Here is a 24,267-nt window from a genome sequence, read left to right as displayed (position 1 = left end):
GACACGGCAAGGCCTGGATAGGATAGGGGCGGGGCAGGGCGCGATGGCGGCGGGCAAGCGCCCGGGCGGGCTCGACAAGCCGCCGCCCGAAGCGGGCCTTGGGCCGCTTCGGGCCTGCGGGGCGCGGCTCAATGGCCGCGAAACACTTCGCCCGCCTTGAGGTGGTAGTGCGTGCCGCAGTACGGGCAGCGCGCCTGGCCGGTGTGGGCGATGTCCAGAAAAACGCGCGGGTGGTGGTTCCACAGCGGCATGCCGGCCACCGGGCTGGGGCAGAACACACCGCCGTTTTCATTGAGGTCCTTGGCCAGCAATTCGATGCTGGCAGCGGCGGGGGAGGATGCGTGGCTCATAGTGGGTGGTCAGACGAAACAAAAAAAGCCTGGGCGGCGCCGGGCACGGGCCGGATTTTATGCCGCGCCCTTGGGAAGGTCTCCATGAATCGCAGCGCCGCGTGCCGCTGCGCCTTGCAGCCCATCCCAACCTGGGGCGAGCGCTGTGCGAGGCGATTTTGAGGACAGGTTCTAAGAATCTGCTCAAGGCGCCGCGGATCGGCCCAGTGCATCTGCAGTTTTGCCAATGCGTGGCGGCATGGTTGGGAAGGCTGGCCTAAGCTGGGGATTTCAGCGCAAGAAGGCGCTGATTGCAGCAAATTTCTTTAACTCATTGAAAAAGTTGGCAAATGCACCTCTTCTTTATTGCGACAATGCACATTGAATGCTTTCAAATGAGCAAAAACGCCCAAGGATAATGCCTTATCCCGACGAATGCTTTGCCAAAGGACACGCAATGACACACCCGACTCCCACCCCGAAAACCCCCTCCCGCCGCTGGCTGCTGGGCGGCCTGCTGGCGGCCTGTGCGGCATGGCCTGCCTGGGCGCAGGCGGCCACTGCCGCCGAGCCCAAGGGCGAGCCCATCCGCCTGGCCCTGGTCGAAAGCCTCTCGGGCCCGTTTGCCAATACCGGCGAGGCGGTGTTCCGCAACCTGGCCTGGGCGGTCGAGCGCGTCAATGCCCGCGGCGGCGTGGCCTTGCCCGCGGCGCAAGGCGGCCAGCGCCCGCTGCAGTTGCTGCGCTTTGACAGCAAGGGCCAGAGCGACGAGGCGCTGGCGGCGCTGCAATCGGCGCGCGATGCCGGCGCGCAGTACGTGCTGCAGGGCAACTCCTCGGCCACGGCCGAGGCCATCCTCAACGCGGTGGAAAAAAACAACCAGCGCACCCCGCAGCAGCGCATGCTGTTTCTCAATTACTCGGCCGTCGATCCGGCGCTGACCAATGAGAAGTGCAGCTTCTGGCACTTTCGCTTCGATGCCCATGCCGACATGCGCATGAATGCGCTGATGGAGGTGCTGCAGGCCGACACCGCCATCAAGAAGGTCTATCTGTTCGGCCAGGACTACAGCTTTGGCCACGCCGTGCTGCGCGAGGCGCGCCGCCAGCTGGGCCAGCGCCGCCCGGACATCGAGATCGTCGCCGAGGAATACCACCCCGTGGGCCGCATCAAGGACTTCGCACCCTACGGCGCCAAGATCAAGGCCAGCGGCGCGCAGGCCGTGATCACCGGCAACTGGGGCAACGACTTGACGCTGTTCATCAAGGCCGCCGGCGAGGTGGGCTTTGACGGCAGCTTCTACACCTTCTACGGCAATGCGCTGGGCGCGCCAGCGGCCATTGGCGATGCCGGCATCGGCAAGGTCATTGCCGTGGCCGACTGGCTGCCCAACAAGCCGGGCCAGGCCAGCCGCGCGTTCTATCAGTCCTTCCGCGAGCGCTTCCCCAAGCCCGCCGACGACTACGTGCACATGCGCATGCAGCTGCTGATCGAGGCGCTGGCCGCCGCGATGGAAAAGGCCGGCAGCACCGAGCCAGCGGCCGTGGCCCAGGCCCTGGAAGGCCTGCAGGTGGAGCTGGCCGGCCAGGCCGGCCAAATGCGCGCGGCCGATCACCAGTTCCAGCAGCCGCTGGTGGTCGGGCGCATGCAGAAGGCCGGCAGCGAGGCCGTGCCGTTCGACGTCGAGGGCTCGGGCTATGGCTTCGAGGTCGTGCGCACCCTCACGCCCGAGCAGGCCCAGATGCCGCACCGCTGCAGCATGCAAAGGCCGCAGTGATGGCGCGCATCTGCGGGTAAGGCCGCATTGCCCGGCTGGCGCGGCCCTGGGTATGCTGCGGCGCAAGCCAGCCGCGCTGGCGCATTGCGTCGCCAGCGCGGCTGGCTTGTCATTTGCGAGAGTAGCCCCACGATGCCCATGCGCGTTCACCTCAAGGCCGTGCCCGAAACCATGCTGTGGACGCTGCACAACCGTGCCAGCGAATCGTTGCGCGGCGATGCCTTTTTCCGCGATCCGCACGCCGAGCGCATCTATGCGGCCATCGACTACCCGTTCGAGCGGCACTTCGGCCCGCCCGATTCCTCACACGCGGCGCGGGCCCAGGCTTTTGACGCCGTCATCGGCGACTGGCTGGACGAGCACCCGGCAGGCACGGTGGTCGAGCTCGGCTGCGGCCTGGAGACGCAGTGCCTGCGGCTGGACAACGGCCAGGCGCGCTGGCTGGCCATCGACACGCCCGAGGCCATTGCCCTGCGCGAGCATTTCATCGTCCCCGGCTCGCCGGCTGCGCCGCGCCTGCAGCACTGGCGCGGCGACGCCCGCGACCCAGCCTGGATGGAGCAGGTCGATGCGCAGCGGCCCGTCTTCATCAGCGCCCAGGGCATGCTGATGTACTTCAGCGAGCAGCAGGTGCAGCACCTGCTGCAGGCCGTGGCCGCGCGCTTTGGCGGCGGCGCCGCGCCCCTGCAGCTCATGTTCGACGTGGTGCCGCCCTGGGTGGCAGCCCTCACGCAAAGCCCCGGCGGGCTTTGGAAAACCAGCCATTATCGGGTGCCGGCCATGCGCTGGGGCATAGGGGCCAGCGCCGTGCCGGCGCAGATCAGGCAATGGCTGGGCCCTGGGGCGGAAGTGCGCTGGATCGGCTACAGCCACTACCGCGCCTGGCCTGCCTGGTACCTGCAATGGCTGCGGGCCTGGCCCTGGGCCCGGGACAATATGCCGGGCATGGTGCATGTGACGCTGCAGCCATAGACGCCGCAGCAGCGCGGCCCTGGCTGCACGGCCCGGGCAGTCTGCTGCGTGACACTTTTTTGCTGCCGCGCCAGGCGCAGCGCTATCGCCAGCCACAGGGTTCGTGCAGACTGGCTGCTCGGGAAAGGCCTGCACGAATTCAGCGACAAAGTGCGCACTGCGGCCCGGGATGGGCTGCAAGGCGCAAACCGCAGCGATGCCAGGCAATGCCAAGTGGTGTCAAGCGGCAGCGCGAGGGTTTGTAACGAAACAGACCGCCCCAATCTGCAGAGGCATACGCCGCGGCAATGTGTGCCAGCCTTGCCGCCCTTTTGCGCTCGGCTGCGGCCTGATATGCCATTTGGCCCATGTCGGCAGCGGGCGGCGCAAGCAACCGCGTTGCCCTGTCAACCAAAAAGCGCTTCGTTGCATTGATTGGGCATGCGCCATATAGTGCATTCGATGTTCTTTGTATAGAGGGTTTTCCCGGTCATTCTTTGCAATGTGTTGCAAAAGGCTCCTTGGGAAAGACGGCGTGAACAGGTTTTCAGAACTGCGCCGCCTCATCCATTCACCCACCGACCTTTGTGTACCAGCCCATGATCGACACGAAACAGTCCCCCCCTTCTTCGGCGGCGCCTGGCGATGCCAAGGAGCGGCGTGCGCTGCAGCCCCTGCACATTCCGATTCGCGCGCTGGGGCCGACGCACCGCGAGCAAATCCTGGAGCATTTGCTGAGCCTGACCGAGCGCGACCGCTATTTGCGCTTTGGCTATCCGGCCTCGGATGCGCAGGTTCGCCGCTATGTGGAGGGGTTGGACTTCCAGCGCGATGAGATCTACGGCATCCACAACCGCAAGCTGGAGCTGATCGCCATGGCCCACCTGGCGTTTGACCCGCCCACGCCGGGCAAGCCGCGCGCGGCGGAATTTGGCGTGTCGGTGCTGAGCAAGTACCGCGGGCGCAGCCTGGGCGCCAAGCTCTACGACCGCGCCATGATGCATGCGCGCAATGAGGGGGTGGAGACCATGTACATCCATGCGCTCAGTGAAAACGCGCCCATGCTGAAGATCGCGCGCAATGCCGGCGCCACGGTGCACCGCGAAGGCAGCGAATCGGAGGCCTATCTGAAGCTGCCCAAGCCCAATCTGAACTCGCGCCTGACGGAGGCGTTCGAGGACCAGATCGGCGAGATCGACTACCGCATGAAGGTGCAGGCCTATCAGTTCCAGTCCTTTTTGGACAACCTCTGGGGCATGGGCATGCACCGCAAGCCCGAGGCCAGGCCAGCGCCGCCTGAGCAGCAGCCAGACGCCCCGCCAGCGCAGAAGCAGGATTGACGGCGCATCAGCCGCAGCAAGCGCGACGGCCCCGGCAGCCCATGGCACAGCCGGGGCCGTTTTGCATTGGCCTGAACTGCGGCGCTGCCGGGTGCGGGGGCAGCAGCCTGGCCCAGCCCGGCCAAGCCAGGCAGTGCCTGGGCGACTTCGGCTATGCTTGCGCCCGTGTCCAACCATCGCCCCTTGCGGGCGCATTGCTTTCGTGACGTCCGACCACGCCCCCGCGCGCGCCAACGAAAAAGAAGAAAAGCGCAGCTTGCGCCAGCGCATCGCCCAATTGCTCTATCCGCCGCCGGCCACGCCGCAGGCCCTGATCGACACCATCGCCGCTGCAGAGGAGCAGGACACCATCAAGCCCGAGGTGCGCATCATGCTCGAGCGCGTCATCCGCATGGAGTCCATGACCGCCGCCGATGCCATGGTTGCTGCCTCGCGCATGGACATGCTGGACGTGGATGCGCCCTATGAAGAGCTGCTGGCCACGGTGATCCGCACCGCGCACTCGCGCTTTCCGGTCTACGAAGGCTCGCGCGAGAACATCATCGGCGTGCTGCTGGCCAAGAACCTGCTCAAGCTGCAGCGCGCGCCCGAGCTGAACATCCGCTCGCTGTTGCGCGCGCCGCTGCTGCTGCCCGAGACCAAGCGCCTCAACGACCTGCTGCGCGAGTTCCGCCTGCACCGCAACCACATGGCCATCCTGGTCGATGAGTTCGGCCGCACCTCCGGGCTGATCACCATCGAGGACGTGCTCGAAGAAATCGTCGGCGAGATCGAGGACGAGTTCGACGAGCCCGAAGACCTGGGCGAAATCTACGCGCTGGCCAACGGCAGCTGGCGCGTGCGCGGCGACACGCCCATCGGCAAGGTGCAGGAGTACTTCGAAGTCACGCTGCCCGAGGCCGACACGCAGGACGAGCTCGAAACCATCGGCGGGCTGGTGGCGCACGTGCTGGGTCATGTGCCGGCGCGCGGCGAGAGCGTGACGCTGGCCGGCCTGCATTTCGACGTGCTGCACGCCAAGGGCGGCGCGATCCGCTGGTTCCGCGTCACGCGCCCGGCGGCGCAAGGCTGAGCGCCGCTACACCGGCGCTGCGGCGCTGTGGCCTGGCCAGCCCGGCACGGCCCAGCAGGGCAAAGGCCCGCGCACGGCGTCGATCGCACGCCGCCCTGCAACAGCCCTGCGCTTGCCCAGCGCGCGGTTTGCAGTATTGTGACGATATGTAATGGCGGCCCCGCCGGGCCCGCTACCATTGCGCGCATCGCATCCTGCCGCAGTGGCACTCCCCATCTTCTTTTGCACCCTCCATGCTGCGCCTGCTCCGACCCGACCGCCTGGCGGCCTTTTTCTTCCTGCCCCCGCTGGGCGCTTTGCAGGCCTGGGCCCTGGCCGATGCCCAAGGCCAGCCCAATTGGTGGGCCCAGCTGCTGGCCCTGGGCGGCTTCTTTCTGTTTCTCGATGGCAGCCGCAGTCCCTGGCAGGCCGCCTGGCGCGGCTGGTGGTTTGCCGGCTGCTGGCTGGCGGCGGTGTTCGCCTGGCTGTACACCTCGATGCACGTCTTCGGCGGCCTGCCTGCGCCGCTGGCCGTGGCCGGCGTGGCGGCGCTGGCCGGGGCGCTGGCGCTGTATTACGGCGCGGCCGCCGTGCTGTATTGGTATGCGCGCGTGCATGGCTATCTGGGCAGCGCCGTGGTGTTTGCCGCCTGCTGGACGCTGGCCGAGCTGGCCCGCGGCCAGTGGCTGACGGGCTTTCCCTGGGGGGCCATCGGCTATGCCCATGTCGATGGCCCGCTGGCGCCGCTGGCGCGCTGGGTGGGCGTGTACGGCATCGGCGCCGTGGCGGCGCTGGCCGCGGCCCTGCTGGGCCTGGCGCTGGCGGCCGTGCCCGGCTACATCTTCGGGCGCTTCATCCATGTGGCGCGCCTGCCGGTGTCTGCGCCGCGGCTGCTCTCGCCGCTGCTGTGGCTGGGGGCGCTGGCCGCGGGCCTGCATTACGGCGGCCAGTGGCAGGCGGCGCGATGGGCCCAGGCCGATGCGGCGCTGGCCCAGCGCCCGCCGGTGACGCTGGCGCTGCTGCAGGGCAATATCCCGATTGCCGAGAAATTCGACCCCAGCACCGGCGTCATGGATTCGCTCAACTGGTACGGGCGCCAGTTTCTGGAGCGCAAGGAGTCGCTGGTCATCGCGCCGGAGACCGCCATCCCGGTGCTGGAGCGGGATTTGCCCAGCAGCTACCTGGAGGTCGTCACCGCGCCCTACCGCAGCGGCCAGCAGGCCTTGCTCACCGGGCTGCCGCTGGGCGATGCGGCCTCGGGCTACACCAACTCGGTGGCGGGCATCCGCCCTGGCGAGCCCGATTACGTCTACAGCAAGTCGCACCTGGTGCCGTTTGGCGAGTTCGTGCCGCCGATGTTCCAGTGGTTCAACGACTTGATGGACATCCCGCTGGACAGCTTCAGCCGCGGCCTGCCGGTGCAGTCCTCGTTTGCCTGGCAGGGCGAGCGCTTCGCGCCCAACATCTGCTATGAGGACTTGTTCGGCGAGGAGCTGGCGCGGCGCTTTGCCGAGCCCGCCCAGGCCCCCACCGTGCTGGTCAACTTCAGCAACATCGGCTGGTTTGGCGATGGCGTGGTGATCGACCAGCACCTGCACATCAGCCGCATGCGCGCGCTGGAGCTCGAACGCCCCATGGTGCGCGCCACCAATACCGGCGCCACGGCCATCATCGACCACCGCGGCCAGGTGCAGGCCAGGGTCGAGCGCGCCAGCGTGCAGGTGCTCAGCGGCCAGGTGCGCGGCGTGGGCCAGGCCGGCGAGGCCGCCAGCATCACCCCTTACGCGCGCTGGGCCGGCCGCGCCGGCCTGTGGCCGCTGTGGGGCTTGGCGCTGTGCACGCTGCTGCTGGTGCCCATCGTGATGCGACGCCTGCCGCGCATGGCTTGATGCGGCGCGGCGCTGGCGTTTGGGGCATTTCAGGGGCGCTCAGCCGCCGGCCACCGTCATGCGGTTGATCAGCACCGAGCCGCAAGTCTTGGCCCCGTAGGTGTAGGCATCGGCGCCCACAGCCTCGATGCCCATGAACATGTCCTTGAGGTTGCCCGCGATGGTGATTTCCTGCACGGGGAAGGCGATCTGGCCGTTCTCGACCCAGAAGCCGCTGGCGCCGCGCGAATAATCGCCAGTCACGCCGTTGACGCCCTGGCCCATCAGCTCGATGACGAACAGCCCGGTGCCCAGCTTTTGCAGCATGGCCGGCAGATCGTCGCAGGACTGCGTCTGCGTCGAGTTCAGCCACAGATTGTGCGAGCCGCCGGCATTGCCGGTGCTGCGCATGCCCAGCTTGCGCGCCGTGTAGCTGCTGAGGAAATAGCCCTGCACGCGGCCATCGCGCACCACGTGGCGCGGCGCCACGCGCACGCCCTCGGCATCGAAGGGCGCGCTGCCCTTGCCGCCGAGCAGAAAGGGGTTTTCCTCGATCTCGATGTGCTCGGGGAAGACCTGCTGGCCCAGCGAATCGGGCAAGAAACTGCTCTGGCGGTACAGCGCCGCGCCGCTGATGGCCTGCGTGAAGGCCCCCAGCAGGCCGGCAGCCAGCGGCGCCTCGAACAGCACCGGGCATTGCCGCGTGGCAATGCGGCGGCTGCCCAGGCGCGAGAGCGCGCGCTCGGCCGCATAGCGGCCAATGCGCTCGGGCGAGGCCAGGCGCCGCGCATCGCGCATCGAGCTGTACCAGTAATCGCGCTGCATGTTCGCGCCCTTGCCCGCAATCGGCGCCACCGACAGGCTGTGGCGCGAGCTGGCGTAGCCGCCCTCGAAGCCATTGGTGTGCGCGGCATAAAAATGCCCATGCTGGGCCGAGACGCTGGCGCCCTCGCTGTTGGTGATTTGGCGGCTGGTCTGGAAAGCGGCCTGCTCGCAGCGCAGCGCCAGCGCGGCGGCGGCCTCGCTGTCGATCATCCAGGGGTGGCACAGATCCAGCTCCAGGTGCGTGCCCGGCGCGGCAATGTCGGCCGCATCGGCCAGGCCCGCGTGCGGGTCTTCGGCCGTGTGGCGGGCAATGTCGTAGGCGGCCTGCACCGTCTGCGCCACGGCCGCGGGGGAGAAATCGCAGGTGCTGGCATTGCCGCGGCGCTGGCCGATGAACACCGTGATGCCCAGCGACTTGTCGCGGTTGCGCTCCACCGTCTCCAGCTCGCCCTGGCGCACGCTGACCGACAGGCCAGCGCCCTCGGAGACCTCGGCCGCCGCGGCCGTGGCGCCGATCTTCTTGGCCTCGGCCAGCGCCTGGTGCGCCAAGGCCTGGAATTGCTCGCGGGTGTAGGAAAAAAGCTGCGCGGGCTGCGCCTGGCGGGCCGCGGCGCGCGCGCGGGAAGAGCGGTTTCGGGAGACTGGCTTCATGATGGCCGGTATGATACTTGCGGCCGCCCAGGAGGCGGCCGATTCCATTTCCCCACCGCGCCCAAGCCCTAGAAACCAAAAACAAGGGCCTGGCGCCCATCCCGACCCATGCAGAGAAAATCCCCCCGCGGCTACTTCGTGCGCGGCCAATTCGTTGCCGCCGGCAGCGAAGAAGACCAGCAATTCAAGGCCGAACTCAAAGGCCGCGAAGTCAGCAAAAGCGACAAAAAGCGCGAAAGCCATGAGCTGCAGGCCCTGGGCGAAGCCCTGCTGGGGCTGCGCAGCGAGCTGTTTACCCGGCTGGCGCTGCCCGATGCGCTGAGCGAGGCCCTGCAGCAGGCGCGGCGCATCAGCGACTTCGAAGGCCGGCGTCGCCAGATGCAGTACGTGGGCAAGCTCATGCGCCGGCTGGAGGGCGCCGAGATCGACGCCATCCGCGCCGCGCTGGACATCCAGAAAAGCGGCAGCGCCGAAGAAAAGCAAGCCCTGCACGAAGCCGAGCAATGGCGCGAGCGCCTGCTGGCCGACGACCAGGCCCTCACCCAATGGCTGCAGCACTACCCGGCCGGTGACGTGCAGCAACTGCGCAGCCTGATCCGCCAGGCCCGCAAGGAAAGCCCAGCGGCCACCGCCGCCGAGACCTCTCAGGGCAAGGCGCCGCGCAAAGGCAAGGCCTACCGCGAGCTGTTCCAGTGGATCGACCGCGCCCGCCGCGCCCAGGCCGAGCAGGCCCAAGACCAGCGCCACTACCGCGAGGACGAGGGCGAGGCCTGATTAGTGATTGGACCTTGGCGTGCAGCCCAACGTCGCCAGGGCCAGCGCCAGCCCAGCACCATGCCCGCCGCCCCCAGCAAAACCAGCGCCCCGCCCAGCCACTGCAGAGGGCCGGGCCACTGGCCAAAGGCCCAGACATCGACCGCCAGCGCCACCAGCGGGTAGAGGAACGACAGCGCCCCGGTCAAATACGTGGGCAGGCGCTGAATGGCCCCATACAGCAGGATGTACATCAGCCCCGTGTGCACCACGCCCAGGGCCACCAGCCAGGGCCAGCTGCCTGCCGCCACGGCCCCGGCCTGCGGCATGGCGGGCCACAGCAGCGCCACGCCCACCACGGTGTGCATCAGGCTGAGCAACTGTGGCGGCATGCCGCGCAGCCGCTTGGCGATGAAGGCCGCCAGCGCATAGAAAAAAGCCGCGCCCAGTGCCATGCCCACCCCGGACAGATAAGCGCCGCCGGCCCCGCCGGGCCGCGCCTGCGCCACCAGCGCCACCCCGCCAAAGGACAGCAGCAGCCACAGCCAGCGCGCCAGCCCCGGCCGCTCGCCCAGCAGCAGCGCGCCCAGGGCCACCAGCATGAACGGCTGCGTGTTGTAGACCACCGTCGCCACCGAAATCGACGTGCGCCCATAGGCGCCAAACAGCAACAGCCAATTGAGCACGATGGCCACGCCAGCGCAGGCCGCCAGCGCCAGCTGCCGCGCCCCCGGCCAGGCCGCGCGGCGCAACTGCCCCAGCGCCAGGCACACCGGCAGCAGCGTCAGCGCGCCAAACAGGCAGCGCCAGAACACCACCTCCGCCACCGGCCGGCCCGAGGACACCACCATCCAGCCAATGGTGCCGGAGATCGTCATCGCCGCCGCCATCTCCAGCCCGCCGCGCCATGGCGCCGTCTGCCCCGTCTCTGCGTTGTTCATCTGCCTTGCCGCCTTGCTGCCTGTTCTGCCTGTTGCCGTGTGAATGCGTCTGTGCAAAGCCAGGCAATGTATCGGTCATGCCGCCCATTCAACAGTCATCATCAAAGGCAAATTGCAAGATAATCATTCGAAAAAAAGGCAAAACCACAGAAAAACCGATGATGCTCGACGACACCGACCGCCAACTGCTCCACCTGCTGCAAACCGATGCGCGCCTGCCCATCAAAACCCTGGCCGAACAAGTGGGCCTGTCCGCCCCGGCCACAGCCGAGCGGCTGCGCAAGCTGCAAGAGCGCGGCGTGATCCGCGCCTTCACCGTGCAGGTCGAGCCGCGCGCGCTGGGCTACACGCTGCAGGCCATGGTGCGCATCAAGCCCTTGCCCGGCCAGCTCAAGGCAGTGGAAAAACTGCTGCAAACCATCCCCGAGCTGGTTGAATGCGACAAAGTCACCGGCGAAGACGGCTTCATCGCCCGCCTGCACCTGCGCTCTATCGAACACCTGGACCACATCCTCGAGCGCATCGCCCACCTGGCCGAAACCCACTCGGCCATCGTCAAATCGCAGCCGGTGGCGCGGCGCCTGCCGGCGTTTTGATGACCGGCGGCGCAGGCTCAGCCACCGGGTGCCAGCGCCCACTCATGGCGCATGGAGCCGCGCTGGCTGAAGGCGGCGTACCAGGCCGCCAGCTCGGGGTATTGCTCGCGCCAGCCGTATGCGGCAAACCGCAGATCCAGATACCACAGCACGCAGGCCAGCGTGATCGTGCCGATGTCCACGCGCTGCGCCAGCTGCGCCACCTGGGGCTCCAGGTGGGCCAGGCCGCTGCGCACCTTGTCCAGCTGCGCGGCGCGCCAGTCGGCCCACTGATAGGCCGCAGGCCGCGCCACCTCCTCGTAACGGGCCAGCAGGCAGGCTTCGAGCATGCCGTCGCCCAGGGCCTGCAGCGTCAGGGCCTGCATGCGCGGCCCCAGCTGGCGCGGGAAGATCTCCCCCTGGGCCAGCGCATCGAGGTATTCGCAGATCACGCGGCTGTCGTAGAGCACCTGCTGCTCATCGGTATAAAAGGTCGGCACCTTGCCCAAGGGGTTGATCGCCACCAGCGCCTGCGAGCGCTGCACGGGATGGGCATTGGATGGCAGCAGCTCGACGCGCTCGTGCAGGCCCAGCTCCCAGGCCGTGATCAGGCATTTGCGCACAAAGGGCGAATAGGGCGAGAAGAAGATTTGCATGGGTTGGATGGTTGAGGGCTTGAAGTGGAGTCAGGCGGGGGTTGGGCCAGGGGGGTGACGGGCCATGTGCTGTGCCGCCAGCCAACCAAAGGTCATGGCGGGCCCCAATGTGATGCCTGCGGCGGGATATTCGCCGCCGAACACGGAGCCGGCGTCGTTGCCGGCAGCGTACAGCCCCTGCAGGGGCTGGCCTTGCGTGTCCAGAACCTGGGCCTGGCCATTGATGGCCAGGCCCTGTGCGGTGCCGATGTCGCCGGGAAAGACCTTGACGGCATAAAAGGGTGCTGTGCGCAGTGGGCCAAGGCAGGCATTGGGTTGCTGGGCCGGATCGCCCAGGTAGCGGTTGTAGGCGTTGGCGCCTTTGCCGAACTCTGGGTCATGGCCCGACTGGGCGTAGCCATCGAAGCGCGCGGCGCTGGCTTGCAGCGCTGCTGGCGGCAGCCCCAGCATGCGGGCCAGCTCTGCCAGGGATGGCGCTTGGTACAGATAGCCTTGGGTGATGAGGTGCCGGCGCGGGCGTCCGCCAGGCAGCGCCAATCCCAGGCCCCAGCGTTCCATGAAGTGGTGGTCGCAAATCAGGTAGGCGGGGATGGCAGGCTCAGGGCTGGCATACATGGCGCGGACGAACTCATGGTAGCTTGTCGCTTCGTTGACGAAGCGCCTGCCCGCACTGTTGACGGCCATCAGGCCCGGTTTGGCGCGGTCCCAGACCAGATGTGGGTAGCGAATGACCTGGCCATCGGCCAGCTGCCAGAGCGACACGGGCGCCCACAGGGCGGGCCCGGCGGCGCAGCGGCCCCAGGCTGCGCCACTGGCCAATGCCATGGTGATGCCATCGCCCGTGTTTTGCTCCGGCGCCATGGAATAAGGCCCATTGGGCTGTGGGTAGTGCTCGGTGCGCAAAGCGCCGTGCCAAGCAAAGCCGCCAGTGGCCAGAACAATACCGCGACGGGCATGCAGTGCGATGGCTTGGCCATCACATTGCGCCAGGACGTGGTCAATGCGGGTGCTGTCCGGGCTGCGCTGCAACTCCAGCACCTTGGTATTCAAGCGATAGTCGACCTGGTGTTTGAGAAGCATGGCAAACAGCTGTCCGGCCAGGGCATTGCCCAGCACCAGGCGAGTGCCGCGATGGTGGCCTTGCAGACGGTCTTTGGCATAGCGCAGCAGCAAGGGCAGGCAGGCCTTGAACGCCGTCCATGAGCGGGTTGCGGACAGCAGGTTTTTGGCGTCCGCCAGGGTGACCATCATGCCGCCGAGCACCATGAACTGGGCCAATGGGTCGCGCAGCTCGGTGAATCGTCGGCCCAGCTGCCTTGCGTCGAATTCGGCTGGGTCCAGCGTGCGACCGCCCATTCCGGCGCCTGGCAGGTCTGGGTAGTAATCGGGGCAATAAGTGCGGGCCTTCAATCGCAGGCCGGCTTGTTGCAGGGCACGCATGGCCTGGGGCGCGGCCTGCAGAAATGCTTCGCGCAAGGCGGGCTCGGCCGCGCGCTGCACGACCTGATCCAGGTATTGGCGCACCGCTTGTGGGTCATCGGGGTGGCCGGCCTGGGCGCTGTGATCGTTCAGCGGAGCCCAGATGGCGCCGCCCGACAAAGCAGTGCTGCCGCCAATCTGGTGGTGTTTCTCCAGCAGCAGTACCGAGAGCCCATGCCGCTTGGCGGCAATGGCTGCGGCCATGCCGCCTGCACCCGAGCCAACAACGATGACATCCCAGTCGCTTGGCGAGATTGCACCCTTCATGCCAGGCTCCCGCCCAGCGACTTGCCGCCGTCAACGATCAGCACCTGGCCAGTGATGAAGCGAGTGCGTGGCGAGACCAAAAATGCAACGGCCTGTGCGATGTCCTGCGGGCGGCCTGCCTTTCCCGTGGGCTGAAGGGCCAATTGCTGGGCCAAACGCTCGGGTGATAGCGCACGCAGCATAGGGGTGTCGATCAGGCCAGGGGCGATGGCATTGACCAGAATGTCGCGGTGCGCCAGCTCCATGGCACAGGCGCGCGTGTATCCCACCAGTGCGGCCTTGGCGGCGACGTAGTGTGGGTGGTGGCGCGCCCCGAGATAGGCCCGCGAGGCAATGTTCACGATGCGTCCGCCATCGGGCATGCGCCGGGCGACTTCCTGAGTCAATATGGCTGCGGCCATCAGGTTGATGCGATAGGCTTGCTCGAAGTCTTGGGCGCTGACCTGCTCGAAGCTGCGTTCGGTGAACAGGCCCGCATTGTTGACCAGGGCCTGGATGGGCGGCAGGGAGCGCACCCATGCGCGCATGGCAGCTTCATCGCCCAGGTCGAGCACGCAAGGGCTATGGCGCTTGTGATGCGCCAGCTGTGCCTTTGCAGCGGCCACGGCTTGAGGATCACGATCCAGCCAAATGACGTGAAAACCATCGTCGCAAAGCCGCTCGACCGTGGCCAGCCCCATGCCGCGGGCCCCTCCCGTCACAAGAGCGATCGGCGCCGCGCCGGGCGAGTTGTGCTGCTCAGGCATGGCGAGGGCTCACAGACCGTAGCTGGCGGGGTCGAGTTGCTGGTACAGGTTGTCGCTCAGTACCTTGTGCACGGCTTCTGCGCTGCTTCGGTCGATGCCTTGCAACAGCTGCTTCCATTTCTGCTCTGCACTCAAGTAGTCCTGGATCAGCGCCGTGGGGTCTGCGACCTTTCGCTCCTGCATGGCCTGCTGCGGCAAATTCTTGGCCAGATCGCGTTTGAATTGCGCCAGCTTTTCGTTGAGGGCCGCAGACGGTTCGACCATGTCCAGGCCGCGCTCGCGCGCGCCCTTCAGCGCAATTTCCACTTCGTTGTGGTATCCCACCTGGGAGCGCGCAATCCCCCAGGCAATGGTGTCGATCAAAATGCGCCGCTGCTCGTCGCTATAGGACTTCCAGTCCTTGGTGTTGAAGACGTAGTTGGCGCCAACCACGACGCCCATGGGCAGGCGTGTGACGGTTTTGGCCACTTCCCAGAACCTGTAGCTCGTGCCCAGATTGGATGGATCGCTCATCGTGCAATCGATGGAGCCGCGCTCCAGGCCTGTGTAGATGTCCGATGAAGGAACGGACACCGGAATTGCGCCCAGCGCTTTGATCCAGGCGTTTTGCGCGCCGCCTGCAGTGCGGATTTTCAGCCCCTGGGCATCGTTGACGTCGCGGATGGTTTTGCGGCTGCACAGCAGGTTGTAGACGGGAGTGGAGTAACCGCCGAGAAACAGCCCGCCGTTCTTGCGCCATTCGGCTTGCAATGCAGCGTTCTTGAGGTTGAGCTCGGTATAGGCAAAGGCTGCGGCCATGTCGTCGTCGGAGACGAACACCAAATCGTTAAGGACGTTGTTGAGCGGGAACTCCGAAGGCGTGTAGGGCGGGTAGACGATGCCTACGGCCGCCACGCCGTCGCGCACGCCTTGCATGGTCGTGCGTGCAGGCACCAGGGATCCTGAGGAATGCACTTCGATCTTCATGCGCTCGCCCGATGCCTTGGCGACGTCCTGTGCCCACTTCTGGTAGTTCTCCCGATTGAGCACATGACTGGTGGCCATCCAGTTGGTGGCGGTGATGTTTTGGACCTGTTGCGCATGGCTGTTGGTGGTGGCCCAGAGGGCAATGGCCAATGTCAGCAAGGTGTGGCGAGCGCGGCGTGGTGGCATGGACGTTCTCCTGAGTGGGTTGGCAAAGTCAAGTTGCAGTGCCCAGGCTGGTGGGCAGCCACAATGCAATCTGCGGGAAGGCAATGAGCAGGCCTAGCGTGCACAAATCCACAAGAATGAATCCGCCAACGCCACGGAAAATCGTGCCCAGCGGCACGCGCTGGCCCAGGGCGCTCTTGATGACGTAGACGTTCATGCCCACAGGCGGGGTGCATAGGCCGATTTCCAGCAATTTGATGACCAGGATGCCAAACCAGACCATGTGCACGTCTGCGGCTTCCAGCAGTGGCAGCAGCAAGGGGATGGTCAGCAGCATCAATGAAATGCCTTCCAGCACGGTGCCCAGCAGCAGATAGATCAGGCTGATGGCCAAAATCATGGCCAGCGTGCTGTCCGTCATGGACAGCATCCATTGCGCCATGGCGCCAGGCAATTGGCTGAAGGACATGAAGCGCGAGAAGATGGCCGCGCCGACCACGATGATGAAAATCGATGCCGTGCCCTCAGCCGTATCGCGCAGTGCCTGTCGCATCACATGCCAGTGCATGGCTCGCTTAAGAGCCGCAATCACGCAGGCCAGAGCCGCACCGATGGCGCCGGCTTCAGTAGCGGTGAATAAGCCGCTGAAGATGCCGCCAAGCACGCCGAGAATGAGCACTGGCAATGGCCAGACGTCCAGCAATGCCCGGCGTTTGGCCGCTGCGTCGTAGCGTGTTGGATCCGGTGGCGCCAGGGATGGATTTCGCAGCACGCGCAGCGTCACGTAGGCAATGAACATGAACGCCGTGAGCAAACCGGGCACCAAGCCGGCCATGAACATCTGCGCAATCGAAACGTCGGCAAGGATGCCGTAGACGATCATCAGCACGCTGGGCGGAATCATCGAACCCAGTGTGCCGGCAGCAGCCACGGTGCCAGTGGCCAGCGCCGGGTCGTAACGGGCATTGAGCATTTCCGGTACGGAAATGCGCGAGAAGGCCGCTGCAGTGGCCACACTCGATCCTGCCGCAGATGAAAACAAGGCACTGGCAATCACCGTGGAAGAGGCCATCGCGCCAGGCACCCTGCCAAAGAAGATGCGCGTGGCGGCAAACAGGCCCTGGGTCAGGCCCGCGGCGGTGGCGATGTAGCCCATCAGCAAAAACATGGGCACGGCCGATAGGTTCCAGTCGCCAATGATTTCGTAGGGGATGGCTTTGGAGATGCCTATGGCGGCATTCCAGGACGTCAAGGCCGCAATGCCGCACACGCCCACCGCGCCCATGGCCACGCCAATAGGCACCCGGACAAATACCAGCAGCAGCGTCACCACGACGCCAATCAGGCCAACGGTTGAGCGATCCAAGTCCATGGTTGGGCCTCACTGCGCGGTTTTTCGGCCGGAGGGCTGACTGGCACAGGCTTGGCTGCCATGGCCTGGGCGCAGTTGTTGCACCAGGCGCAGCAGCAGGGCCAGCGTGGCAGCGCCCATGCCGATGGGGATGAGAAAACGGCTGGGCCAGACGACGATGCGCCACAGGCCATCGACGTACTCTTGCACCTGCCAGGCCTCTTGCGCCAAGCCAATGCCCAGCCAGGTCAAAAATGCGAAGAACGCCAGCGAAATGACACTGGCAATGAAATCCAAGGGCTTCTGCCATTGGCCAGGCAAGCGGTCGTACAACATTTCCACGACGATGGAGCGCCCATCCAGCTCAATGCAGGCCAGCGGCAGAAAAACCACCGAGATCATGTAGTAGGCGGCCACGACCTCGGCCGTGCCAGGCACGGGGCGCTTGTAGAGATACTTTCCGGCAACATCCAGCGTGACATGAAGCATCATCAGCATGAGTGCCAGGCCGGCCAAGGCCATGAGCAGCCTGGCCAGGCAGTGAATCAGCTTGTTCATTGTCATTGCATCCTGTAGCCGCCGTTGACGTCGATGACGCTGCCGGTGAGATAGCTGGCCTCTTCCGATACCAAATAGGCTGCGGCGGCGGCCACGTCCTCAACGCTGCCGATGCGGCCCAGCGGAATGCTGTTGGCGGCTTTGTCAAGATCGCCACTGCTGGCGATGGTGTTGCGCAGCATGTCGGTGTCGATCAGGCCAGGGGCGATGCAATTGGCGGTAATGCCCAGATGGGCGACTTCGCGGGCATAGGCCTTGGCGTAGCCCATCAGCCCGGCCTTGGCGGCGATGTATGCCGCGCTGGAGCGGTAACCGCCAAGCTGGGCTGCGACAGAGCCTAGAAAGACGACTCGGCCGTGCGCCGTAGGCATGGCACTGAAGCGGCGCAAGAATTCCCGGCTGCACAGAAATGCCCCGCGTGTGTTCACAGCAAAGGAACGTTCCCAATCTTCCAACTCAAGTTCTTCAATGGGGGATCTTTGCCCATTGGGCAAGATGAGCAGGCCGGCCGCACAAATCAGCCCGCTGATACGGCCTTGCTGCTTTTGTACGGCGTCGAACAAGCGGGTGACGCTGGCTTCATCGCTGACATCGACGTGGTAGGCCGCATGGTCGGTGCCCATTGACTGGGCGGTGCGGGCGGCATTGTCTGTGTCAATGTCAGCAATGGCCACGCGATGGCCTCGCGCCGCCAGTAGCGTGCCAATGGCAGCGCCAATGCCTTTGGCACCTCCGGCCACAATGAAAAGACGGGACATGCTCATGCGATTGCAACTAGGCTGGCATTGGGCGTCAATGGCCCGTTTGCCGGGTTTCAGAAAGACTGCGGCACCATGCCGGATCAATGTTTCGATGGCAATTGTGTATACATAGTCACCATCTCACCTTAGTGAATACCCTTGAATTTCCATTGATAATCCAATTTTGTATACATATGCCCACCTTATCGGAACAAATCACCCAGCAGCTGCGTGACTGGATTTCACAGGGCAAGCTCCCGCCGGGCGCACGGCTTGAAGAAATTCCCGTGGCGCAGCAGCTCGGGGTGTCGCGCACTCCTGTGCGCAGTGCCCTGCAAATGCTCAGCGCAGAAGGTCTGATAGAGCACCGGCCCAACCGGGGCTATACGATCAAGGAATTCAACCTGGAGGAGATCATGAGCGCCTATGAGGCGCGCGCTGCGCTGGAGGCTGCGGCATGCAGAAAAGCGGCGCTCAACGGGGTCAGCACGGAGATGGCGCAGCAGCTTCGGCAATGCTTGGTTGTGGGCGATGGCTTGCTTGCCAAAGGCCGTTTGACGCCGCAGCAGGAGCTGAGTTACCAGCAGATGAACATGGACTTGCATCGCCTGTTGGCAAAGGCAGCGCGCAGCCCCCAGGTGCAGAAATACATTGAGCACATCAACAATGCGGTGCCGCAGGCCTCGTCGCGGGTCATGCGCTGGGAGCTGGATTTGGGCATCCTGCGCCGTTCACATGACGACCATCACCGCATCGTGGCCGCAGTGTTGGAGCGCGATGCGCACCGCGCACAACAGTTGATGGAAGAGCATGTCTACTTTGCCGGCCTGCTGTTCAGACAAAGCTACCTGCAACAGGCGGCGCAACACGCGGCGCAGCAGGGGCAGAAAAAGTCGCCCCAACTCCGTCGGTGAGGCAAGGTTTTGCATGCGCTTTGGTGCCACGGCCTTGACGCACAATGCGCGCTGGCCTGAATGTCGCAGGCCTCTTTATCTCAAGTGGCTGGGCATTGATGAGTGATTGCAACAGTGGTGGGGGCCACGGCGAAGAGCCCCATGGTGTTCTTGATGACGTGGCGCCCCTGAGTTCTCTGGGCCCCCTGGAGCAGGCCATTGTCCTGGCTGTGCAGGCCCATGCCGGGCAGTGCGACAGCGATGGCTCGCCCTATGTGCTGCACCCGCTGCGGGTGATGGCGCGGCTGGGCGCTGGCGCCAGCGCCGAGCAGCGCATGGCGGCGGTGTTGCACGACGTGCTGGAGCAGACGTCGCTGACGGAGCAGGATTTGCTGCAGCGAGGGTTTGCGCCGCAGGTGGTGCAGGCCGTGCGCGTGCTCACGCGGCCTGAGTGGGAGTCGCGCCTGGCGGCGACGCAGCGCGCTGCGGCCGATCCGATTGCGTGCGCCGTCAAGCGCGCCGACATTCTGGACAACATGGACTGGGCGCGCATTCCCGATCCCCAGCCCGCGGACCATGCCCGCATGGCCGAATACCGCCAGGCGCTGGCCTGGCTGGACGCGCATGAGCGCGATGCCTGAGCCCGTTTCCGCCGCCCCCTCTTTTGCCCGATGCCGCGCCATGTCCAGCCCCAGTGATTTGCCCCGCCCCGCCCACCCCGCCAGCCTGGCCCAGTTGTGGCAATGGGCCGAGGCCGGCTGGCTGCGCCGGCTGGACGCGGCGTTTGCGCAATGGGTGTTGGAGCAGGACAGCGCCTGCCATGCCAGCCTGCCCTACGTCGTGGCCCTGTTGTGCGCGCTGGAAGGGCGCGGCCACAGCTGCCTGCAGCTCGACGGCCTGGCCCAGGCCGTGCCGGGCTGGCTGGATTGGTCTGCCGCAGCAGGCGATGAAGCCCAGGCCCAGGCGGCCCACCAGGCGCTGCAGCAGCTGCGCGCGCAGCTGCCCGCCGATGCCGCCCATTGGCTGGCGGTGCTGGACAGCCCCTTGATCGAGCGCGTGCAGGCCGATGCGCTGGTGCAGGCCGCCGCAGCCAGCGAATCGAAGGCCGCTGCCGACACCGCGCCGCCGCTGGTGCTGCACATGCAGGGCCAGCGGCCGCTGCGCCTGTACCTGCGCCGCTACCACGACTACGAATGCGGCGTGGCCAGCGCATTGCTGGCGCGGGCGCGCCCCTGGCCTTGGCCGCTGGCCCTTAGGCATGCGGATGGGGGGGGTGCGGGCGGCGCGGCGGTGGCTGAGGATGGCCCGGCCCACGCGGCCTGGCAGGCGCAGCTGGCGCAGGTGCTAGGGCGCTTGTTTCCGGGCGCTGCGGCTGCGCCGGGGTTGGACTGGCAGCAGATCGCCTGCGCCCTGGCTTTGCGCCAGCGCGTGAGCGTCATCACCGGCGGCCCGGGCACGGGCAAGACCTACACCGCCGCGCGGCTGATGGCCGCAGTGCTGGCCATGGCGCCGCAGCCGGCGGCGCTGCGCATCCGGCTGGCCGCCCCCACGGGCAAGGCCGCTGCGCGGCTGAGCGAATCCCTGCAGGCGGCCTTGCACACCGTGTTCAGCGATGCGCAGGTCGCTGCGCCGCTGCGCCAGGCGCTGGCGGCCATTCCGGCAGCGCGCACGCTGCACTCCCTGCTGGGCGCGCAGCCGGGCACGCGCCGGTTGCGCCACCATGCGGCCAACCGGCTGGCGCTCGATTGGCTGATCGTCGATGAAGCCTCGATGGTGGACTTGCAGATGATGGCCGCCTTGCTGCAGGCCCTGCCCGAGCAGGCCCATCTGGTGCTGCTGGGCGACAAGGACCAGCTCGACTCGGTGGAGGCCGGGGCCGTGCTGGGCGACCTGTGCCGCGATGCGGCCAGCGGCCGCTACAGCCAGGCCACGGCCGAACACATCGCCCGCACCACGGGCCAGGCGTTGCCGCCGATGCTGCTGGCCACAGCGGCTGCGCCGCCGCTGGCGCAAACCATTGCCATGCTGCGCGAGAGCCGCCGCTTTGGCGGCAGCATTGGCCAGCTGGCGCAGGCCGTGCAGCAAGGCGATGCGCAAGCCATGGCGCAGGTCATGGCCGCACTACAGGCCCAGCCCGAGGCGCAGCGCAGCGTGCACTGGCAGGAAGAGGCCGCACTGGCCGATGCCCGGCGCGTGATCTGGCCCGAGCAGGAGCAGGCCGAAGCCGCGCCCGGCTACGCGGCACTGGCCAGGCTGCTGCACGCCGCGCCCCCCGTGGGCGATGAGGCCGCGCACCAGCGCTGGGTGGCCCAGCTCCTGCAGGCGCTGGGGCGTTTTCGCATCCTGTGCGCCACGCGCGCCGGCGCCTGGGGCGTGGACGGCATGAACGCGCTGGTGCTGGAGCTGCTGCGCAGCGCCGGCCTGCCGGTCAAGGCGCAGGGCTGGTTTGCCGGGCGCGTCGTCATGGTCACGCGCAACGATGCCCATCTGGGCGTCTTCAATGGCGACATTGGCATGGCGCTGCCAGGGCCGCAGCCGGGCGCGGCGCTGCGCGTGTACCTGGCCGACGGTCAGGCGATGCCGCCCCAGGCCGGCGTGCAGGCCGCGCGAGCCAGCGCCGGCGCGGCGGCCATCCGATCCGTGGCCACCAGCCGCCTGCAGCATGTGCAGACGGCATTTGCCATGACGGTGCACAAAAGCCAGGGCTCGGAGTTCGAGCACGTGCTGCTGGCCCTGCCTGGCCATGCCAGCCCGCTGCTGACGCGCGAGCTGCTCTACACCGGCCTGACGCGCGCGCGCCAGCGGCTGAGCTACCTCAGCCCCGGCAAAGGCATCTGGCAGCAGGCCATGGCACAGCGCACCCGCCGCACCAGCGGGCTGGCGGCCTTGCTGCACGATGGCCCGCCCCAATCCGCAGATGCGCGCGGCGCGGTGGTGCGTTAGGCCCTAGTTGCCGACCGTGCAGAGATTGTGCCCAGGCTCTCAGAATGGCTTGACCACCACCAGCACCACGATGGCGGCAAACAGCAGCACAGAGACTTCGTTGAACCAGCGGTACCAGGTGTGCGAGCGCCGGCTTTGGCCCTGCACCATCTTGCGCAGCAGCACGCCGCAGCCATGGTGGTAGCCCAGGGCCAGGGCGACCAGCGCCAGCTTGGCGTGCAGCCAGCCGTTGCCTGGGCCGCGGCCTATGCCCTCGGCCAGCCACAGCCACAGGCCCAGGGCGATGGCGGGGATGGCCAGCAGCGCGGCAAAACGCAGCAGGCGCTGCGCCATGCCGATGAGGCGCTGGCGCTCGGCGTGTGATTCCGGCGGCACCTGCGCCAGATTCACGAGGATGCGCGGCAGGTAGAACAGGCCGGCAAACCAGGCGCTGACGAAGACGATGTGAAAGGCTTTGGTCCAGAGGTATGACATGGTGGGGCGGGGCAGTTGTGGGGCAAGGCGGCCGGGCGCAGCTTCTGTGCCTGGCCAAGCGGGATAGGGGTATTCAGCGCGCCGTGCGATTCAGATTCAGTCAGGCGGGATCGTTGCCCTCTTCCCGATAGCGGACGAAGCGGCCGGCGGATTGCAAGGCGCGGCTGGGCTCCTGGGCCACAGCCTGGGCGATGGCGGCGATGTGGTCGGGGGTGGTGCCGCAGCAGCCGCCGACGATGTTGACCAGGCCTTCGGCAGCGAATTCGTGCACCAGGCGGCTGGTGACTTCGGGGGTTTCGTCAAAGCCGGTTTCGCTCATGGGGTTGGGCAGGCCGGCGTTGGGGTAGCAGCTGATGAAAGTGTCCTTGGCGACGCTGGCCAGCTCTTGGATGTAGGGCCGCATCAGCGCCGCGCCCAGCGCGCAGTTCAGCCCTACGGCCAGCGGCTGGGCGTGGCGCACGCTGTGCCAGAAGGCGGTGACGGTCTGCCCGGAGAGGATGCGCCCGGAGGCATCGGTGACGGTGCCGCTGATGAGGATGGGCAGGCATTGGCCGCTTTGCTCGAAGGCCTGTTGCACGGCAAACAGCGCGGCCTTGGCGTTGAGGGTGTCGAAGATGGTCTCTACCAGGATGACGTCGGCGCCGCCCTCGATCAGCGCCAGGGTCTGCTCCAGGTAGCTCTGGCGCAGGGTCTCGAAATCGACGTTGCGCGCGCCGGGGTCGTTCACGTCCGGGCTGATGCTGGCGGTCTTGGGCGTGGGGCCGAGCGCGCCGGCCACGTAGCGCGGCCGTTGGGGGGTGCTGAACTTGTCGCAGGCCGCGCGCGCCAACTGGGCCGAACGCAGGTTCATCTCCCGCGCCAGATCGGCCATGCCGTAGTCCTCCTGGGCCACGGCGGTGGCGCCGAAGGTGTTGGTTTCGATCAGGTCGGCGCCGGCGGCCAGGTAGCTTTCGTGAATGCTGGAGATGACGTCTGGCCGCGTCAGCGAGAGCAGCTCGTTGTTGCCCTTGACGTCGCGCGGGAAGTCGGCAAAGCGCGCGCCAGCGGCGCCCGGACCGTCATAGCCTTGGCCGCGGTATTGCGCCTCTTCCAGCTTGAAGCGCTGAATCATGGTGCCCATGGCGCCATCGAGGATGACGATGCGCTGCTGCAGCAGCGCGGGCAGGGCCTGGGCGCGGGTGTAGGCTGGATGGGCGGGGGTGTGAGAAGCAGGCATGGCGCAGAACGACACGTTGGCGGCAACACGCAGGCGGTGCGCTGTGCGGCGCACGCTGGCAAAAGGGGCCGTATTGTAGAGAGGGCCGCACATGGGCGTGCGTGCAAACCCTGCCTTGGCTTTGCGCCATCGGCGGGGTGTTTTTTACACATCCGGGCAGTTTTCTCCGCCACAATGCACGCCAGCCAAAAGCCAGTGGCCCCAATGACAGGCCCGCTGGCTTGCGCCATGCATCACCCCTTTGCCTATGCCTTCCAACGAGTCTGTGTTGCCCTCATCCTGCCCCCCGTCGGCCAGGCCCCAGGTGGATGCGCAGCTGCGCGACTTGGCCGCACACATTGAGAAAACCGTACCGGCCAACATCGTGCAGTCCATCCGCGCCTATCAGCCCACGGATTTGCAGGCCGTGGCCCAGTGCTGGGGGCAGCATTTTCTTTATGCGCAGCTCAGCGAAGCCACCACCAAGCAGCGCATCCTGCAAGAGTTGGGCGAGCAGTTTCTGCTGCCGGGTTATTTCGGGCGCAACCTGGATGCCCTGTTCGATTGCCTGACCGACACGCTGCGGCAGGCCGGCGCCCAGCCGGGCTTTGTCGTCGTGCTTGAGCACATCCCCATCAGCAGCAAGTTCGACAAGGAAATGCGCGAGCAGCTGCTGGACGTGTTTCGCGATGCGGCGGAGTTCTGGGCCGAGCGCAAGGTGCCGTTTCGCTGCTTTTATTCCTTTTTCTGAGTACAGCGCTTTTGGGGCAATC

Annotated in this window: 23 protein-coding genes; 11 read left to right on the top strand and 12 right to left on the bottom strand. The window is 66.5% G+C overall.

Features of this window, described 5'->3' with window-relative positions; all coding sequences use genetic code 11:
* Window positions 1-128 precede the first annotated feature (128 nt).
* The gene (locus CK625_RS05370) at window positions 129-350 is read right to left on the bottom strand and encodes a zinc-finger domain-containing protein (protein ID WP_095539269.1); all 222 of its coding nucleotides are present in this window, start codon (window positions 348-350) and stop codon (window positions 129-131) included.
* Window positions 351-786: 436 nt separating this feature from the next.
* On the opposite strand from CK625_RS05370, the gene CK625_RS05365 reads away from it, so the two are divergent.
* From CK625_RS05365 to lnt, 5 genes are all read left to right on the top strand, one after another.
* Complete coding sequence (locus CK625_RS05365; RefSeq protein ID WP_095539268.1) at window positions 787-2,106, top strand: branched-chain amino acid ABC transporter substrate-binding protein; 1,320 nt, start codon at window positions 787-789, stop codon at window positions 2,104-2,106.
* 132 nt (window positions 2,107-2,238) lie between these two features.
* Window positions 2,239-3,078 carry a class I SAM-dependent methyltransferase gene (locus CK625_RS05360; RefSeq protein ID WP_095539267.1) on the top strand — a complete coding sequence of 280 codons (840 nt, stop codon included), beginning with the start codon at window positions 2,239-2,241 and terminating at the stop codon, window positions 3,076-3,078.
* A 578-nt stretch (window positions 3,079-3,656) separates the two neighbouring features.
* On the top strand, window positions 3,657-4,397 hold the full coding sequence (locus CK625_RS05355) for a GNAT family N-acetyltransferase (protein WP_095539266.1): 741 nt from the start codon (window positions 3,657-3,659) through the stop codon (window positions 4,395-4,397).
* Window positions 4,398-4,599: 202 nt separating this feature from the next.
* Window positions 4,600-5,469: an HlyC/CorC family transporter gene (locus CK625_RS05350; RefSeq protein WP_095539265.1), complete on the top strand. Its 870-nt coding sequence runs from the start codon at window positions 4,600-4,602 to the stop codon at window positions 5,467-5,469.
* 233 nt (window positions 5,470-5,702) lie between these two features.
* A complete protein-coding gene (lnt, locus tag CK625_RS05345) occupies window positions 5,703-7,337 on the top strand; it encodes an apolipoprotein N-acyltransferase (protein ID WP_095539264.1) in 1,635 nt (544 codons plus the stop codon).
* A 39-nt stretch (window positions 7,338-7,376) separates the two neighbouring features.
* Here the strand turns inward: lnt and pmbA are convergent, their stop codons facing one another.
* On the bottom strand, window positions 7,377-8,792 hold the full coding sequence (gene pmbA, locus CK625_RS05340) for a metalloprotease PmbA (RefSeq protein WP_238945533.1): 1,416 nt from the start codon (window positions 8,790-8,792) through the stop codon (window positions 7,377-7,379).
* Between the two features lie 108 nt (window positions 8,793-8,900).
* Here pmbA and yjgA point away from each other — a divergent pair, with 108 nt between their 5' ends.
* Window positions 8,901-9,566, top strand: a complete 666-nt coding sequence (gene yjgA, locus CK625_RS05335; protein WP_095539262.1) for a ribosome biogenesis factor YjgA — start codon at window positions 8,901-8,903, stop codon at window positions 9,564-9,566.
* Here the strand turns inward: yjgA and CK625_RS05330 are convergent.
* Entirely contained in the window at window positions 9,539-10,486 is a 948-nt protein-coding gene (locus CK625_RS05330) for a DMT family transporter (RefSeq protein WP_095539261.1), read from the bottom strand. The genes yjgA and CK625_RS05330 overlap by 28 nt on opposite strands.
* Before the next feature lie 158 nt (window positions 10,487-10,644).
* Between CK625_RS05330 and CK625_RS05325 the strand changes: the two genes are divergently transcribed.
* Window positions 10,645-11,082, top strand: coding sequence for an Lrp/AsnC family transcriptional regulator (locus tag CK625_RS05325; RefSeq protein ID WP_095539260.1), 438 nt, complete (start codon window positions 10,645-10,647; stop codon window positions 11,080-11,082).
* A 17-nt stretch (window positions 11,083-11,099) separates the two neighbouring features.
* Here CK625_RS05325 and CK625_RS05320 read toward each other — a convergent pair whose 3' ends face one another.
* The 7 genes from CK625_RS05320 to CK625_RS05290 are packed head-to-tail and all read right to left on the bottom strand — an operon-like array spanning window position 11,100 to window position 18,013.
* Window positions 11,100-11,717 carry a glutathione S-transferase family protein gene (locus CK625_RS05320; RefSeq protein ID WP_095539259.1) on the bottom strand — a complete coding sequence of 206 codons (618 nt, stop codon included), beginning with the start codon at window positions 11,715-11,717 and terminating at the stop codon, window positions 11,100-11,102.
* Window positions 11,718-11,747: 30 nt separating this feature from the next.
* Entirely contained in the window at window positions 11,748-13,463 is a 1,716-nt protein-coding gene (locus CK625_RS05315; RefSeq protein ID WP_095539258.1) for an FAD-dependent oxidoreductase, read from the bottom strand.
* Window positions 13,460-14,209: an SDR family NAD(P)-dependent oxidoreductase gene (locus CK625_RS05310; RefSeq protein WP_095539257.1), complete on the bottom strand. Its 750-nt coding sequence runs from the start codon at window positions 14,207-14,209 to the stop codon at window positions 13,460-13,462. The genes CK625_RS05315 and CK625_RS05310 overlap by 4 nt, the downstream gene beginning before the upstream one ends.
* A 9-nt stretch (window positions 14,210-14,218) precedes the next feature.
* On the bottom strand, window positions 14,219-15,361 hold the full coding sequence (locus CK625_RS05305; RefSeq protein WP_095539256.1) for a C4-dicarboxylate TRAP transporter substrate-binding protein: 1,143 nt from the start codon (window positions 15,359-15,361) through the stop codon (window positions 14,219-14,221).
* A 28-nt stretch (window positions 15,362-15,389) separates the two neighbouring features.
* Entirely contained in the window at window positions 15,390-16,712 is a 1,323-nt protein-coding gene (locus tag CK625_RS05300) for a TRAP transporter large permease (protein ID WP_238945532.1), read from the bottom strand.
* Between the two features lie 9 nt (window positions 16,713-16,721).
* Complete coding sequence (locus CK625_RS05295; protein WP_095539254.1) at window positions 16,722-17,249, bottom strand: TRAP transporter small permease; 528 nt, start codon at window positions 17,247-17,249, stop codon at window positions 16,722-16,724.
* A gap of 2 nt (window positions 17,250-17,251) precedes the next feature.
* Window positions 17,252-18,013 carry an SDR family NAD(P)-dependent oxidoreductase gene (locus CK625_RS05290; RefSeq protein WP_095539253.1) on the bottom strand — a complete coding sequence of 254 codons (762 nt, stop codon included), beginning with the start codon at window positions 18,011-18,013 and terminating at the stop codon, window positions 17,252-17,254.
* Between the two features lie 125 nt (window positions 18,014-18,138).
* Here CK625_RS05290 and CK625_RS05285 point away from each other — a divergent pair, with 125 nt between their 5' ends.
* From CK625_RS05285 to recD, 3 genes are all read left to right on the top strand, one after another.
* Entirely contained in the window at window positions 18,139-18,903 is a 765-nt protein-coding gene (locus tag CK625_RS05285; protein WP_238945531.1) for a GntR family transcriptional regulator, read from the top strand.
* A gap of 98 nt (window positions 18,904-19,001) precedes the next feature.
* Window positions 19,002-19,523 carry an HD domain-containing protein gene (locus CK625_RS05280; RefSeq protein WP_238945530.1) on the top strand — a complete coding sequence of 174 codons (522 nt, stop codon included), beginning with the start codon at window positions 19,002-19,004 and terminating at the stop codon, window positions 19,521-19,523.
* A 40-nt stretch (window positions 19,524-19,563) separates the two neighbouring features.
* On the top strand, window positions 19,564-21,825 hold the full coding sequence (gene recD, locus CK625_RS05275; protein WP_095539251.1) for an exodeoxyribonuclease V subunit alpha: 2,262 nt from the start codon (window positions 19,564-19,566) through the stop codon (window positions 21,823-21,825).
* Window positions 21,826-21,864: 39 nt separating this feature from the next.
* Here the strand turns inward: recD and CK625_RS05270 are convergent, their stop codons facing one another.
* Both CK625_RS05270 and CK625_RS05265 read right to left on the bottom strand, forming a co-directional pair.
* Window positions 21,865-22,299, bottom strand: a complete 435-nt coding sequence (locus tag CK625_RS05270; protein WP_095539250.1) for a CopD family protein — start codon at window positions 22,297-22,299, stop codon at window positions 21,865-21,867.
* 100 nt (window positions 22,300-22,399) lie between these two features.
* A complete protein-coding gene (locus CK625_RS05265; protein ID WP_095539416.1) occupies window positions 22,400-23,515 on the bottom strand; it encodes a homocysteine S-methyltransferase family protein in 1,116 nt (371 codons plus the stop codon).
* A 304-nt stretch (window positions 23,516-23,819) separates the two neighbouring features.
* On the opposite strand from CK625_RS05265, the gene CK625_RS05260 reads away from it, so the two are divergent.
* Entirely contained in the window at window positions 23,820-24,245 is a 426-nt protein-coding gene (locus CK625_RS05260; protein ID WP_238944857.1) for a barstar family protein, read from the top strand.
* Window positions 24,246-24,267 lie beyond the last annotated feature (22 nt).

Source organism: Vandammella animalimorsus, from assembly GCF_002285265.1.
Taxonomy (GTDB): Bacteria; Pseudomonadota; Gammaproteobacteria; order Burkholderiales; family Burkholderiaceae_C; genus Lampropedia.
The sequence above is the reverse complement of the archived record's forward strand: the minus strand, read 5'-3'. Positions and strand labels throughout refer to the sequence as shown.